The organism is Hymenobacter cavernae (assembly GCF_014641455.1).
Taxonomy (GTDB): Bacteria; Bacteroidota; Bacteroidia; order Cytophagales; family Hymenobacteraceae; genus Hymenobacter; species Hymenobacter cavernae.
The window spans coordinates 549143-562923 of the sequence record NZ_BMHT01000001.1 but is presented as its reverse complement, the minus strand read 5'-3'; the positions used below and the strand labels follow the sequence as shown (position 1 = coordinate 562923).

16 protein-coding genes are annotated in these 13781 nt (G+C 51.9%); 4 read left to right on the top strand and 12 right to left on the bottom strand.

The genetic code is table 11. The features are described 5' to 3' along the window. Positions 1-8: 8 nt before the first annotated feature. Both IEX74_RS02335 and IEX74_RS02330 read right to left on the bottom strand, forming a co-directional pair. Entirely contained in the window at positions 9-1937 is a 1929-nt protein-coding gene (locus IEX74_RS02335; protein WP_188810546.1) for a sensor histidine kinase, read from the bottom strand. A 202-nt stretch (positions 1938-2139) separates the two neighbouring features. Beyond that, positions 2140-2328, bottom strand: coding sequence for a hypothetical protein (locus IEX74_RS02330; RefSeq protein WP_188810544.1), 189 nt, complete (start codon positions 2326-2328; stop codon positions 2140-2142). A 138-nt stretch (positions 2329-2466) separates the two neighbouring features. Between IEX74_RS02330 and IEX74_RS02325 the strand changes: the two genes are divergently transcribed. The 4 genes from IEX74_RS02325 (at position 2467) to IEX74_RS02310 (ending at position 5735) form a co-directional block, all read left to right on the top strand. Further along, complete coding sequence (locus tag IEX74_RS02325) at positions 2467-2712, top strand: hypothetical protein (RefSeq protein WP_188810542.1); 246 nt, start codon at positions 2467-2469, stop codon at positions 2710-2712. Between the two features lie 44 nt (positions 2713-2756). Further along, complete coding sequence (locus IEX74_RS02320; RefSeq protein ID WP_188810540.1) at positions 2757-3482, top strand: hypothetical protein; 726 nt, start codon at positions 2757-2759, stop codon at positions 3480-3482. A gap of 54 nt (positions 3483-3536) precedes the next feature. After that, a complete protein-coding gene (locus IEX74_RS02315; protein WP_188810538.1) occupies positions 3537-4616 on the top strand; it encodes an SHOCT domain-containing protein in 1080 nt (359 codons plus the stop codon). Positions 4617-4682: 66 nt separating this feature from the next. Then, positions 4683-5735 carry a DUF3089 domain-containing protein gene (locus IEX74_RS02310; RefSeq protein ID WP_188810536.1) on the top strand — a complete coding sequence of 351 codons (1053 nt, stop codon included), beginning with the start codon at positions 4683-4685 and terminating at the stop codon, positions 5733-5735. A 106-nt stretch (positions 5736-5841) separates the two neighbouring features. Here the strand turns inward: IEX74_RS02310 and IEX74_RS02305 are convergent, their stop codons facing one another. The 10 genes from IEX74_RS02305 to IEX74_RS02260 all read right to left on the bottom strand — a co-directional run bounded on the left by IEX74_RS02305 (position 5842) and on the right by IEX74_RS02260 (position 13780). After that, the gene (locus IEX74_RS02305) at positions 5842-6207 is read right to left on the bottom strand and encodes a hypothetical protein (protein ID WP_188810534.1); all 366 of its coding nucleotides are present in this window, start codon (positions 6205-6207) and stop codon (positions 5842-5844) included. 52 nt (positions 6208-6259) lie between these two features. Beyond that, a complete protein-coding gene (locus IEX74_RS02300; RefSeq protein ID WP_188810532.1) occupies positions 6260-6682 on the bottom strand; it encodes a hypothetical protein in 423 nt (140 codons plus the stop codon). 321 nt (positions 6683-7003) lie between these two features. Beyond that, entirely contained in the window at positions 7004-7687 is a 684-nt protein-coding gene (locus IEX74_RS02295; protein ID WP_188810531.1) for a carboxypeptidase-like regulatory domain-containing protein, read from the bottom strand. Between the two features lie 500 nt (positions 7688-8187). Next, complete coding sequence (gene tsf / locus IEX74_RS02290; RefSeq protein WP_188810529.1) at positions 8188-9021, bottom strand: translation elongation factor Ts; 834 nt, start codon at positions 9019-9021, stop codon at positions 8188-8190. A 191-nt stretch (positions 9022-9212) separates the two neighbouring features. After that, on the bottom strand, positions 9213-9980 hold the full coding sequence (gene rpsB, locus IEX74_RS02285) for a 30S ribosomal protein S2 (protein WP_188810527.1): 768 nt from the start codon (positions 9978-9980) through the stop codon (positions 9213-9215). A gap of 21 nt (positions 9981-10001) precedes the next feature. After that, positions 10002-10388 carry a 30S ribosomal protein S9 gene (rpsI, locus tag IEX74_RS02280; protein ID WP_188810525.1) on the bottom strand — a complete coding sequence of 129 codons (387 nt, stop codon included), beginning with the start codon at positions 10386-10388 and terminating at the stop codon, positions 10002-10004. A gap of 37 nt (positions 10389-10425) precedes the next feature. Then, entirely contained in the window at positions 10426-10878 is a 453-nt protein-coding gene (rplM, locus tag IEX74_RS02275; protein ID WP_188810523.1) for a 50S ribosomal protein L13, read from the bottom strand. A 144-nt stretch (positions 10879-11022) separates the two neighbouring features. Next, positions 11023-11736, bottom strand: a complete 714-nt coding sequence (locus IEX74_RS02270; protein ID WP_188810521.1) for an RluA family pseudouridine synthase — start codon at positions 11734-11736, stop codon at positions 11023-11025. A 58-nt stretch (positions 11737-11794) separates the two neighbouring features. Beyond that, positions 11795-12859 carry a sensor histidine kinase gene (locus IEX74_RS02265; protein WP_188810518.1) on the bottom strand — a complete coding sequence of 355 codons (1065 nt, stop codon included), beginning with the start codon at positions 12857-12859 and terminating at the stop codon, positions 11795-11797. Between the two features lie 144 nt (positions 12860-13003). Then, a complete protein-coding gene (locus tag IEX74_RS02260; protein WP_188810516.1) occupies positions 13004-13780 on the bottom strand; it encodes a response regulator transcription factor in 777 nt (258 codons plus the stop codon). Between the last annotated feature and the right edge of the window lies 1 nt (position 13781).

The following is a 13781-nucleotide window of genomic DNA, read 5'->3' as shown; positions in this document are numbered from 1 at the left end:
GGTTTCACTTAGCAAGGTAATCGCACGACGACGCTGGTGCCACTGTTGGAGCTGTCGATGTGCAGGTGGCCGCGCAGGTAGTCGGTACGCGCCCGCACGCCGCGCAGGCCAATACCGCTGCCCGACGGCGTAGAGGGCAGACCACGGCCATTATCTTCCACCATAATTTCCAACGCGTCAGAGTGGCGCAACAGCTGTACCAGCACCTCCGTGGCCCGTGCGTGGCGCAGTGCATTGTTGAGCAATTCGGCCGTGATGCGGTAAGCAGCCTGTTGCACAGGCGGCGGCAGCCGGTCGAGGCCTTCGTCGCAGTAGGTACGCACTATTGGGTTGCCATAGAGGTTGAACAGTTCGCTCAGCGTTGCTATCGACTCAGCGAGGCTATTATGACCCGGTTCAGTGGGTATGAGGGAGTGACTAAAAGTGCGCACCTCGTCGCGCAGATGGCGCAATAATAATTCTGCATGGTGCCCGGCCGCCGCCGCCGCTGGCGAACTGGCTAAGGCTTCGCGCATGGCCGGGCCTTGCCAAGCTAGGTGCAGGGCAGCGAGGTTAGGACCCAGGGCGTCGTGTAGCTCGCGGGCTAGCTGCTCGCGCTCTTCTTCCTGGGCCGCAATCAGGCGCGAACCCAGTGCGTTACGCTGATCGAGCTGACGGATACGCAGCTGGGCATTCTGACGCAAGGTGTGCCGGAAACGACCCGTGAGCAGAATATTCATGACTAGTAGCTCGAAGAACAAACCCCAGGCTAGCGCATTAGGCTGCAGCAGATGCAGGTTGGTAAGACCTAGGTGGTTGAGCCAGAACAGCAGAAAGCCAGTGAAAAAGAAAAAGTACGTCAGGCTGAAATAAGCGGCCAAGCGCCGCCGCCGGGTAAGCGCCACCGCCACCAAGGCCACCCAGCCATACACGAAAGTAGCCAGCAGCAGTACTTCGCGGGCCGCGTTGAGCGTCAGCAGGCCCGTGCCGCTCGTGCGGACTGCCGTAGGATAAAGCAACGAGTAAGCCCCAACAAACCCAATAGCCAATACCGCCAGCGCGGTGCCTAGTCGGTGCAGCCAAGGCCAACCTTTTCGCAGCCGCAGAAAAAGCTGCATAATGTGCAGACCACACGCCGAGGCCAGCAGCATAAAGTTGAACTGACCGATAGACCAGAGCAGCTTGTAAGGCCCTGCCGGCAGTAATAGGGCATCCAGGCCATCTTCCATCAGCAGGAAAATGGTGGTGCAAACTACGTACAGCACATACCAGATGTGAATTCGGTCGCGCAGGAAAGCAAACAGCACCAGGTTGAACAGGGCACTGCTCAGGTAAAAACCGATAAGCCAGATCCAGTGCTTATAGAAAACATAATTAACTTCCCAAGCCAGCAAATCCTCCGTGGTAGTCACGTCGGAAGGCATGTAGAGGGCGCCGGCATGGTGGTCAATCCGTAGGTAGAGCACAGCACGCTCACCGGCCGCCAATGTGAACGGCAGGCATAAGGCCCGCGCCGGGAAAACCCGTTCGGCAGCTGGCACGCGCGAGCTGGCGGCTGCTACCCGCGTAAAGGTTGTGTCGCGCCGCCGCTGCCAGTAGAGCGTGGCGCTATCGGTGTAGTTGTAAAGGCTCCAGAGAAAGCGCGCCGGGTGCGGAAGCGTATTGACTACTGCCAGCCGCAGCCACAGGCGCCGATGCACAAAACCTAGGTTGAGCGTCCGGTGCCAGGGCCCCGGCTGAAAGTGACCGACCTGCCACAGCGAATCGGCGTGGGCCGGAGTAGAAGGGGAGTCGAACGGCGCGGTACAATAGCGGTAGTTTTCGGACAGGTGCGCTCCGTTCGACTGCTGTAAGTACAGGGTATCAGCCAGAGCGGGCCTAAGCTGCTGAGCAGAACCATGTATGGAGCCGAGCAGACCGCCAATCAGAAGCCAGAAAGCGAATAAGCGAACAGGCACGGGTAGCGGATAGTAGAGATAAGATACATCTGACAGGTAGTATACAATATTATTGTCGTAATGTGGTATTCTCAGTGTTAGCACTGAGAATAATTTGCCATTGCCATTTGTTGACACAATACACAGGCAGCTGGTTGGGGTAACCAAAGCACAAGGCTACCTCAAAACGAAGTGGCCCTTTGCCATAATCGAAACCTAGGTTTTACTTGTCATCGGCTTTCTTCCGGCCCGCGCCGCTTTTCTTGCCGCCGCCATCCTGCTTGTTCACCGTGGCCCAGCCAATGCGCTCGGCTTCCTCCGGCGATTTACCGCGTTTTTCGTAGCCTTCTTCAATATGCTCGGCTTCGCGCTTTTGCTTGTCCGTGTAGGCTGATTTATCTCCTTGTGGCATGATACAAATAATTAAAGAGGTGAAACCTGGGAGAAACTGCTTGTGCCTTGCGTATACGCTGCTGCAAGCCGACCGTTAAGCCGAGCTTGCGGCTTGCTGCCTATCTTCGCCTTTTCATTGATAAAACCTTCTGCCGTTATGCGCCAGCTCGCCGATATTCCGCATCCTGAAGTCAAAATCACGCTTTTCTCCTGGAACGGAAAGTACCTCATCAAGCTCGAACGAGGCCCGTTTGAGCAAACCTACAAAGTGAGCGAGATGGACGTTACCAGCGAAGACGACGTGCGCGCCCTGCTCGACGAAGAGTTTGTGCAGGCCGTCGTGCAGCGCTTCAGCCAGATGCGCCACGATTTGCAGGCCGCCTTCGCCCGCCACGATTTGTAGACCTAGGTTGCGGCAACCCAGTCTTTTCTATCAAAATTCAACTCATGCGACTAGTACCTTTTATTCTGCTGCTGATTGCTTTCGTAGCCATAGCGCCTCGCGCCAACGCCCAGCTTTACGACGTGCGCGGCGGAACCGTCAATTTCGACCGCAAAGAGCGCGATGCCCTGAAGGTGCAGGTAGATGGCACCGCCGCCTGGACGCGTGACTTCTGGCAGAGCTGGTTGAAAGACACTTACAATATTAAGCTCAAGGGTGACGGAGTTTTTGGCGTCGGCAAAAAGGACGTGCTGGTAGCCAAGCAAACCCCGGCTTCCAGCGTATCCGGCAAGCTCATCGATCTGTATTCCATGGTAACGTCGCCGGCCGATACCATATCGGAGCTGTCTGTCTTTGCCGACCTAGGTTCCAATACCTGGATCAACCCCGACCGCACGCCTTCCGAGTACGCCGCCCTGCGTACTATCGTGCAGAGCTTCGGGGCAGCGGCGCGGCGCAAAGCCTACCAGGAGCAGCTTGCTGAGGCCGAAAAGCAGTTGCGTGAATCGGAAAAGGAGAAGGAAAAGCTGCAAAAGGAAATCACAACCTTGCAGGCCAACACTACCAGCAACCTAGCTAAGATTGAATCGTTGAAGCAGCAAAACGTGGCCAATACGCTCAAAGCCCGCGAAGATTCGGTGAAGGTGATTACCACTGGTCAGCAGATCGACTTGCGCAACAAGCAATTGCAGCGCCGCCGCGACCGACTAGAAGCCCTGAACCGTAAATAATTCACGCTCAACTACTGCTATCTCCGGCAACTGCTTTCCTGCGCCGTTACTTGTATGGAAAAAGACCCATCCCCTCTTGATACGCTGCGCCAACTAAAAGAGTGGCTGGACGCTGGCACCATCACGCCTGCCGAGTTTGATACTCTGAAGCGAAAGCTACTCTTTAATGACAGCCAAGCTGCGCCGGAACCTTCGGCTACGACGTCCTCTACCATTGCCGGTCCAGTTGAAGAACCACTGTTGCCGCCGGTAGTAGCTAGCCCTGTTTCTGCGTCTGAGCCTCCAACTTTTACTCACTCGACATCGCCCGTAGCGCCGCCCATTGAGCCGGAGCAGCCTAGGTTCTCTGGTTCGGGCGCGTATCCCAACTCCGCAGCTCTATCGCCGGATGAACCGATGGAGGAGCCCGCCCCGGCAACACCGCCCCGCAGCCCGTTAGCACTCATCCTGACGGTGGTTGGCGTGTTGGCGCTGCTTGGATTAGTGCTTTACCTAGCTTTCGGCGGTCGAGAGTCAGAGCGCCTGACCAGTACGTCGCGCACTGAAGCTGACAGTGTAGCCGTACAGCCCGAAGTAGGTCCGCAGGCCCAACAAATTGATTTGCCTCCTGCCGCCGCACCCGAAACGGTGCGGGTCGTACCTGCTGTGCCGCCGGTAGCCGCGCCTACTGTCGATTCAGCAGCTACTGTCACTACGCCCGCCGCAACACCCGCTGCCCCAACGGCGGCTGATGAGGCGGCCGCTCGGAGCCAAGTGCTGAATGCGCTGACTTCCTACTACGATGATTTAAAAGAAGCGCCCTTCGATGCGGCGCAACACTTTGCCCCAGCCGTCGAACGATTCTACACACTTCAAAATACGAACCCAGCCGCCATCAACGACGATCTGGCCAAAACGCACTTTCCGGAATTTTTGGAGGCGGAGACGCAAGTCGATCCGGCTAGCCTGCAAGTAGGGCCGGTAGCCAACGACGGTACGCGCGTTGTGACGTACCTGGAAAAAGGCAAGGCCTTCCGGCAGTCTCGGCAGCAGCACCAGCAAACTACCGCTCAGGTGCGCGTCCGTTTCGACAAGAATTACAAGATCGTGTACCTGCGCCAAGAGCGGCTGTTGGAAAACACCTTTACGGATTAGCCTTTTGAGCTAGCATCCGCTGTCTGCTAGCTCAATAATTTCACTGGTCATTCGCCGGCTTCTTTGATGTCGCTCTTTTTTGTGTTTCGCTCTAAGCTAGGTTTGTCACTCGTGCTGGCCGCTGGTGTTCTTTCTTCGTGTACGCAGGTTATTAAACCCAGCCGTGATTTTTCCAGTTACAAACCGTCGGATAGCCCCGACTACGCTGAACTAAACAACTGGGCTGCCTTGCCTACCCGCCGCGACTCCGCCGACGCCGTGCCGCACGGTACCGCTCTTCCAGACCAGCAGCGTACTGCCGCTGCCGATGTATTTTTTGTGCATCCTACTACTTTCTACGGGCGAGGCAATTGGAATGCTAGCTTGCGGGATGAGAACGTAAACCGGTTTACGGATCGTAGCACGTTGCGCAAGCAAGCCAGTGTGTTCAATGCCGCTGGTCGCATCTACGCTCCGCGCTACCGGCAGGCCACGTTGTTTTCGTTCTTCGATGTAAAAGGGGAGGATGGCAAGCAAGCTTTAAACCTAGCTTATAGCGACATCAAAGCCGCTTTTCAGTATTACCTAGATCATTACAACCAAGGTCGCCCCATCATTATCGCGAGCCACAGTCAAGGCACCGTACATGCTACGCGCTTGCTCCACGATTTCTTTGATAGCAATCCAGCGCTGCGCAAACAACTCGTTGCTGCCTATCTGATCGGCTTCAACGTTAAGGGTGATGAATATCAAACCATCAAGCCGTGCCTCGACTCAACTCAAACCGGCTGCTACGTAAGTTGGAATTCTGTAGAATGGGGCAAAGATTATCCGCCTTTCGAAGGCGGCATAGCCACTAATCCCCTTACCTGGCGAATTGATACAGTTGCTGCTCCCGCTAAGCTAAACCTAGGTGGTGTTCCACAATCATTCGACCGGATTGACTTGCATCTCGTCGATGCTAAAGTGCATAATGGCCTACTCTGGATTCATCCTCCAGCCTTAACCGGTTATCCTCGTTTCCTATTGCCTGGTCAGCCGCAGCTGCGTGCATCTTTCCACATCGCTGATTATGGATTGTTTTACCTGAATCTGCGCCGCAACGCCGTAATCCGGGTAGAAGCTTGGCAACAGCAATAACCCTAATCCAACACAATATAGCCTAGCTATCATTCCGACCAACGAAGAAAGCCCGGTAGCATAGTGCTACCGGGCTTTCTCGTAAATTACTTCAGAGCGAACCTGACTAGTTCAACACGTCAGCGTGGCCTTTCAGGATGTTACGAGCCATAGCCAAGTTGGTGTCTTTGGCGTTAACAGCCAGATAGATGAACTTGCCACCATCAGGAGAAAGCTTCAGCAGGTGCAGCTGATCAGTAAGCGTCAGCAGGATATCCTGAATCTTTTGGTTTAGCTTCAGAGCAGAAAGAGCTTTTAATTTAGCTTTTACTACCTCTGTGTTGTAAGCAGCAGCAGTTTCAACGTCGAAATCAGCCACGTTGGAGTGGAAAGCCAGCGGCATGCCGGTTTCAGTTTCAACTACTGCTACAGAAACTAGGGTGGGGAGTTCTTTCAGAATGCTCTGAATGGTTGAATTTGGAGTGGCACTCATTTGAATAAGTAAAAAATAAGATGTGAAAAATTAGAGAGGGAAATGTGTAAGTCTATGCTGTGAGGGTGCGCATAATTTCGCGCGCAATAGCCATATTCGTATCGCTGGTCTTAACCGCCAAGTAGCAGTAGCGACGCTTGTCGGCCATAAGGCGGATGATATGAAACTGGTCTTCGAGTACGATAGCTAAATCGTTGATTTCCTGATTGGTGAGCCAGGGAGTCGTAAGGGCTTTTTGGAACTCTTTTACAACTTTGGTACTGAGTGTGGTAAGCTTGTAAGGGTCAAAATTGACATGTGAAGTATAAGCAGCCAGCGTGCGTCCCGACTTTATTTCTACCACAGATAAAGCTATCAGTTCAGGTAATTCCTGCAGAAACTTATCCACGAGTGTAGCAAGTTGGGTTCGCTCAGTGCCAAATGCCTCTCCAGTGACCTTCTTAATGGTAGGTTTAGTTAGGAAAGGGATTTTCATCTAACAAAAAAAGAATAGAAGAGGATGTTTGTATATTATGATTTATCCAATACGGATTTGACCATATGCTTTAAAAACGCTTGGATAATTGGCTTATTCCAAAAACTAGACCAATATCATCTTAACACAAGCGTTGTGTTTGCCTTTTATAAAAAATAGATCTCTTAACGGCGGTAAGCACACAGAAGTAAGTGTGCTTTTTGGCCTTGGCTTACAGCTTTGTGCAAGTAAATGACAGGATTACGAGAGGATACAAAAAAATCTGGTCTGTCGAAGCCTTTGAAATAAAGAGCTTTTGACAGACCAGGATAAACCTAGCACTTAGAAGAAGAGCCAGTGTCTCTTCTTCGTATTCTTTTCTTTTTCGCGCGGTAAGAGAGTCATGTTCTCTACCCGGCTGCCTTGCACTTTCACTTCCTCATCTGCGTAGCCGCCATAACCATATTGGAGTGTAACGGGCTGGTTGGCTGGCAAGCGAAGGGTGTATTCTCCTTTAGCATTGGTGCTTACCCCATGGAAGCTTCCCTTCTGCATTACGGTTGCGCCAACCAACGGACGACCACTTTCGTCTAGGATGCGGCCACGAACGGTTGCAATTCGCAGCATACTATTGGCTGCTTCCGACTCCGCAACCGCAGAAGCAGAGAGCTCCGAGTTAGATGTAGACGCATTTGTCACGGAGCCATTGCTACCAGCAAACACAGCTCCACCAAGCATTGCAGCACTAACAATTAGGGTAGCGGCCCGCTGGCGGAAGCGCTGCGGCTCCGTATGAATCAAATCAAACTGACGTTGTACCCAGCCCACAGGTTTTACATCGTGACCTAGGTTCTTCATTTCATAAAAGCGACGCAGCGTTTCATCAGCACGCCGGCTGTTAGCCTTCATGTAAGCGTCTACCGCTTCTGTGTTTTTGCTAGACAGGTCACCGCGTAGGTAGGCGTCGCGGTAGGCTGGTAATAACTCCCCTGTTACGGAATGGAAGGGACTGGCATTCAGTTTCATAATGTATTGTGCAAATAATGGTGAGAAGAGGTTGGTTAAGTCCTGAAGACGCAAGCAATTTCTACATTATTTATATTAATATAAATATTTATATATTGATTATTAGAAAAATCAATATATCCTCTTATAGACCAATTCGCTTAAAATGTGGGTCAAACTAACTTTTCTCAAGATAAAAGGGGTTTATTAACAAAATCAGCGATGTGTTAAAAAGTGAATTTTCCTAAAAATGTACAATATTCCCAATAATAGAAAATTAGTAATGTTACGTATCTAAACAGATAAAGTTATATGGAACGGCAAGTATAAGCCATGTTAGCATACTTTAATATTATTTTAATCAGCTATCATGCTATTTGGTCCATGTAATGTATTAGGCTATTTCTCATATTGAGGATGTTAATTTATGTTAATAAATTATAAAAATAATTATAAAAAGTAAAGCCACTGGTCTTACCAGTGGCTTTACATAAGATCTAAGCTCAAGATTAGCGCAGAAGCTAAGCGCCAATAGCTACACGCTTGAAGTCTGTTACCGTCAAACCTTTTTGTTTGTTGTCGAGCAACTTAGCAATCGTTACAGAGTTGTCTTTCACAAACTCTTGGTTCAGCAGAGTATTGTCTTTGTAGAACTTGTTGAGCTTGCCTTGTGCGATTTTCTCCAGCATAGCTTCGGGCTTACCTTCAGCGCGGGCTTGCTCCTTACCAATTTCGATTTCGCGTTCTACGGTAGCAGAATCGACACCTTCCTTGTCAACGGCTACTGGCTTCATGGCTACGATTTGCATGGCTACATCGCGACCTACTTCAGTGATGTCGGCGCCACCTACGTTTTGCAGGCCTACCAACACACCTTTTTTGTTGTCGGAGTGGATATAGGAGGCTACTTTCTCAGCAGTGAGCGTAGCATAAGTTACGTCGATCTTCTCGCCAATTTTGCCCATCAAGTCGGTGATGTGCTCTTGTACAGTCAGGCCGTCAGCTTCTTTGGTTGCCAACAGATCTTCCTTAGTACTAGCGTTTGTACGTACGGCAGCATCGAGAACTTGCTGAGCAAGCTCACGGAAGTTCGCCACTTTAGCTACGGACTCTGTTTCGCAAGCCAAAGCTACCAGCTTACCAGCAGTACCGTCTTCGCTTACATTCACCAAAACCATACCTTCGGAGGTTTCGTTTTCGGCACGTTTGTCAGCAATTTTCTGACCTTGCTTGCGCAGAATATCGCGGGCGGCTTCGAAGTCACCGTTGGCTTCGGTCAGAGCTTTTTTGCAATCCATCATGCCCGCGCCAGTCATAGCGCGGAGCTTGTTCACGTCTTGGGCGGTAATAGCCATTCCTGTGAGTTTATGGGTGTAGGGGTGATAATTTCTTCTAGTACAGAAGGTGTAAAACCTTCCGTATTCTTCTCCATTGATTGTACCAGAGCCTAGGTGCCGGTCAATTTGACAGGGAAAGTGGGTAAAGAAAAAGGGAACATCGGAGCCGAGTGCTTCGCATGTTCCCCTCTTCTCAATTAAGAAGCAGCCTATTCGTCGGCGTTTTGCTTCTCTTGGATACCTTCGTCCTCCGACTGCTTACGGTCGGACTCTTCTTTGTCAACTTTGCGCTCTGAAAGGCCTTCTTCGATAGCCTTGCCAATTGCGTTCACAATCAGCGAGATTGACTTCGAGGCGTCATCGTTAGCGGGAATCGGGAAATCTACCAGCTCAGGGTTCGAGTTCGTATCGCAGATAGCAAATACCGGGATGTTCAGCTTTTGAGCTTCTTTCACGGCGATATGCTCGCGCTTAACGTCTACTACGAACAGGGCAGCGGGCAGGCGGCTTAGGTCGGCTACGCCACCTAGCACACGCTCCAGTTTCTCACGCTCACGCGACAGCATTAGGCGCTCACGCTTAGCCAAAGCTGCATAGGCCGTATTTTCCTTCACCATCTTGTCAATGGTGCTCATTTTCTTCAGCGACTTGCGAACTGTAGCAAAGTTGGTGAGCATACCACCCAACCAGCGGTCAGTTACGAACGGCATTTTAAGGCGCTTAGCCTCTTCCGTTACGATTTCCTGCGCCTGCTTCTTGGTAGCCACAAACATAACCTTGCGGCCGCTCTTAGCGATGTTGCGGATAGCGTTGGTAGCCTGATCCAGCGAAACAAGCGTTTTGTTCAGGTCAATGATATGGATGCCGTTCTTCTCCATGAAGATGTACGGCGCCATTTTCGGGTCCCACTTGCGCGTAAGGTGACCAAAGTGGGCACCAGCGTCGAGCAGGTCTTTATATGTGGTGGACTGAGCCATGATGTGATTTCCTCTGGAAGATTAGCGTTTCGAGAACTGGAACGAGCGGCGAGCTTTGCGACGGCCGAACTTCTTGCGTTCAACCATGCGGGGGTCGCGCGTCAGGAAGCCTTCTTTCTTCAGCGCCGGACGCGCATCGGCGTCTTCGCTGGTGAGGGCTTTAGAAATAGCCAGGCGGATTGCCTCAGCTTGAGCAGCAATACCACCGCCGCGCACGTTAACCTTCACGTCGTACTGCCCGAGTTTCTCAAGCGTTGCGAAAGGTTGGTTCACGATGTTTTCCAGGAGTTCATTGCCGAAATAGGCCTTCATTTCCCGGTTGTTGATAGTGATATTCCCTTGCCCGGCCTGCATGTAAATACGGGCCACCGAGGTTTTTCTTCTACCAGAGGTGTTGGAGATTTCCATTAGAATGAATTAGAGAAAAAGAGCAAGTCAGATTGACTTACAGGTTCTTGAATTCAACAGCTTTGGGCTGCTGGGCTTCGTGGGGGTGCTCGGCACCGGCGTACACGAACAAGTTACGGAACTGCTCACGGCCAAGGCGGTTGCCTTGCAGCATGCCTTTTACAGCGTGCTCAATTACGCTAGCCGAGTTCTTAGCCTTCTTGTCGCGTAGGTTTACGCGCTTCTGGCCGCCTGGGTAGCCCGAGTGCGTTACGTAAATCTTGTCGGTCAGTTTCTTGCCAGTCACGCGCAGTTTGTCGGCGTTAACTACAATAACTGAGTCGCCGCAATCAGAGTTAGGCGTGAATGAGGGCTTGTGTTTGCCGCGCAGGATATTGGCAATCTGGCTGGCCAAACGGCCGAGCGGTGCATCGCCAGCATCAATCACGACCCAGCCCTTATTGGCGTTGGCTTTGTTGACGGATTGCGTCTTGAAGCTCAGATGATCCATTGGGGAGTTGAGTAAGCGTTTGAAAATGAGGAAGGACCAAATATGGTCCGGGAAAAACGGACACAAAATTACTGACTTTCAGGGGAAAAGCAAGAGCGTGCTGATAATTGTGCCTGAAAGAGTTACTGAGTGCTTTGCTACAAACTATCGGTTTTGCTGAAGCACCTCTACCAAGACCCGGAAGTCTTTAGGGTAGGGCGCTTCTACAGTTACTTCTTCGCCATTGAGCCGGGCGAAAATCAACTTAGCTGCGTGCAAAGCAAAGCGCTTGATAAACGGCTGCTCGGCTTCACCTTCTTTTATATTAAAGCGCTTTTTTAACGACGACAGATAAAACTCTTCGCCACCATACAGGGTGTCATTCACGATGGGCGCTTGCAGGTACATCAGGTGCAGGCGAATTTGGTGCATACGGCCGGTGATGGGCACGCATTGTACCAGTGTATGCCGGGCAAACGTTTCCAGGGTCGTGAAATAGGTTTCGGCGGGCTTGCCTTTATAAGCTAACCTAGCTTTCCCTTTTGTGGTCGTTTCGATGCTACGATCAACGAGCTTATTATCAAATTGATGCACTCCCCAAGTTACGGCATGATAGAGCTTCTGCACCTGCCGGTTTTCGAACTGCATCGAAAGATGCCGGTAGGCTTCCGGATTTTTCGCCAACGCCAATGCACCTGAAGTCTCTTTATCCAAGCGGTGACAGGCTTGCATGTCCGGGTGGTACTCGCGGGCCAGGCGCAGGATGTTGGGCGCATTGCCGATACGCTCGTCGAGCGTGGCCAGGAACGGCGGCTTGTTGATGACGACGAAGTCGTCGTCTTCGAATAGAATAAGGTCTTGGAAATCGGGCTGCTTCATGATACCCAAAGGTACGGCAAGGAAGCGTAGACGATTGTACCTGCTGGCCCAAACGAACCTAGGTAGGCGCCATGGCCTCTGCTACGACGGCTTTCGGCTTGGGTAGCTTGAACTCCAGCGTTGTGCCTTCGCCTACTTCGCTGTGCACCCGGATTATGGATTTATGCGCCTCCACAATGTGCTTGCTAATGGCCAGACCTAGCCCTGAGCCGCCAGAGTCGCGCGAGCGACTTTTATCAATGCGGTAGAAACGCTCAAAAATGCGGTTTTGGTGCTGTTTAGGAATCCCTTCCCCGTCGTCGTGGACGCTAACGGATACTACTTTAGCCCGCTCGGTCAGCGTGACAATGACTTTCCCTTCTTCCCGGCCGTATTTGATGGCATTGTCAATCAGGTTAACCAGTACCTGCCGGATACGGTTGCGGTCGGCTAGCACCCACACCTCATTAAGCGGCTCCTCGCTACCAACCAGCTCCAGCGTAACACGGCGCTGAGCAGCTTTCAACTCAAGCTGTTCAAAGATTTCCTGAATAAGACCTGTCAAATCGAACGGTTGTTTGCGCAAGCGTACCACACCTTTTTCTAACTGCGCTATCGTAATTAAGTCCTGCACCAAGGTGTCGAGCGTATCAAGGCTGTTGGCGGCTTTTTGCAGAAACTTCTGGCGCAAAAACTCGTCGTCAACGTCGCCATCCAGCACTGTGTGTAGGAAGCCCTGGGCGGCAAAAATGGGCGTTTTGAGCTCGTGCGACACATCGGCCAGAAACTCGCGGCGGAGCACTTGCAGGCGCTTGAGCTCGTCAATCTCGCGCTGCTTGCGCTCCGCCATTTGCAGAATTTCGTCCCGCATCCGCTTCAATGGCTCGGGGCGGAACAGGAAGCGGTTGGAAAGCTTGCGAAATTCTTTGCGCTTGATGTGCTCCAATCCCGCGTAGATGTTGTTGATTTCCCGAAAGATGAGCGCTTCAAACGAGAGATAAATCAGCAGAAAGCACGCCGCTATCGTCACGCCGCCCGTCAGGAAGGCCTGTTGGAACGGCAGCGTCGGGCCGAGCCAGGCAAATGCAGTAAGCACCCCGGCCACGAGCAAGGAAAGCAAAATCGCAATGGCGCGGGACGACATTTGAAGTGTTGCGTGTTAAATGTTTAGTCTTGAATGATTTTGGAAGTTCTGAGCGGTAGCTTAGGTAGTGAAAACCTAGGTTGCTGGCCGGAACCCGACTGAAACCTGGCATTGCTGTTTTCCAATTCAGCCTTCAACCTTCCTCTAATCGGTGTTGAACTTGTAGCCGACGCCTTTGATGGTCTGGATGTGATGGTCGCCGACTTTCTCGCGCACTTTACGCACGTGCACGTCCACGGTGCGCGCGAGCACGAAGACATCATTGCCCCAGATATTTTGCAGAAGCTCCTCGCGGCCAAATACTTTGTGCGGCGAAGTAGCCAGAAAGGCGAGTAGCTCAAACTCTTTTTTGGGAAGCGTAATCTTGCGGCCATCCTGGAAGACGGCAAAGCCGGTGCGGTCAATCGTGAGGCCGTTGATTTCGATTGTATCCGAGAGAAGCTGCGGGTCTTTGTCGCGGCGCACGTGGGCGGCCAGGCGGCTCAGGAGCGCGCGTGGTTTGATGGGCTTGGCAATGAAGTCGTCGGCGCCAGCCTCAAAAGCGGCTACTTCCGAGAATTCTTCAGCGCGGGCAGTTAGAAAGATAATGTAGGTATCCTTGAACCTAGGTTGCTCCCGCAGCTGCTGGCAGGTAGCAATACCATCAAGGTGCGGCATCATCACATCAAGCAAGATAATGTCGGGGCTGAACTGCGGCGCTACATCCAAGGCTTTGCGACCATCGGGGGCACTGGCTACCTCGTAGCCTTCTTTGCGCAGGTTGTATTCCAGTAGCTCTACAATGTCCGGGTCGTCATCTACTACCAGAATTTTGTAGACGTTAGCGTTGGCGGCTGGTTGCACGGTACGGGGTTTTTGGTTGTAAAAGAAGATGCGCGAGGACAAAAATACCGCTTGCCGGGCGGTAGGGTGTGTTACCATA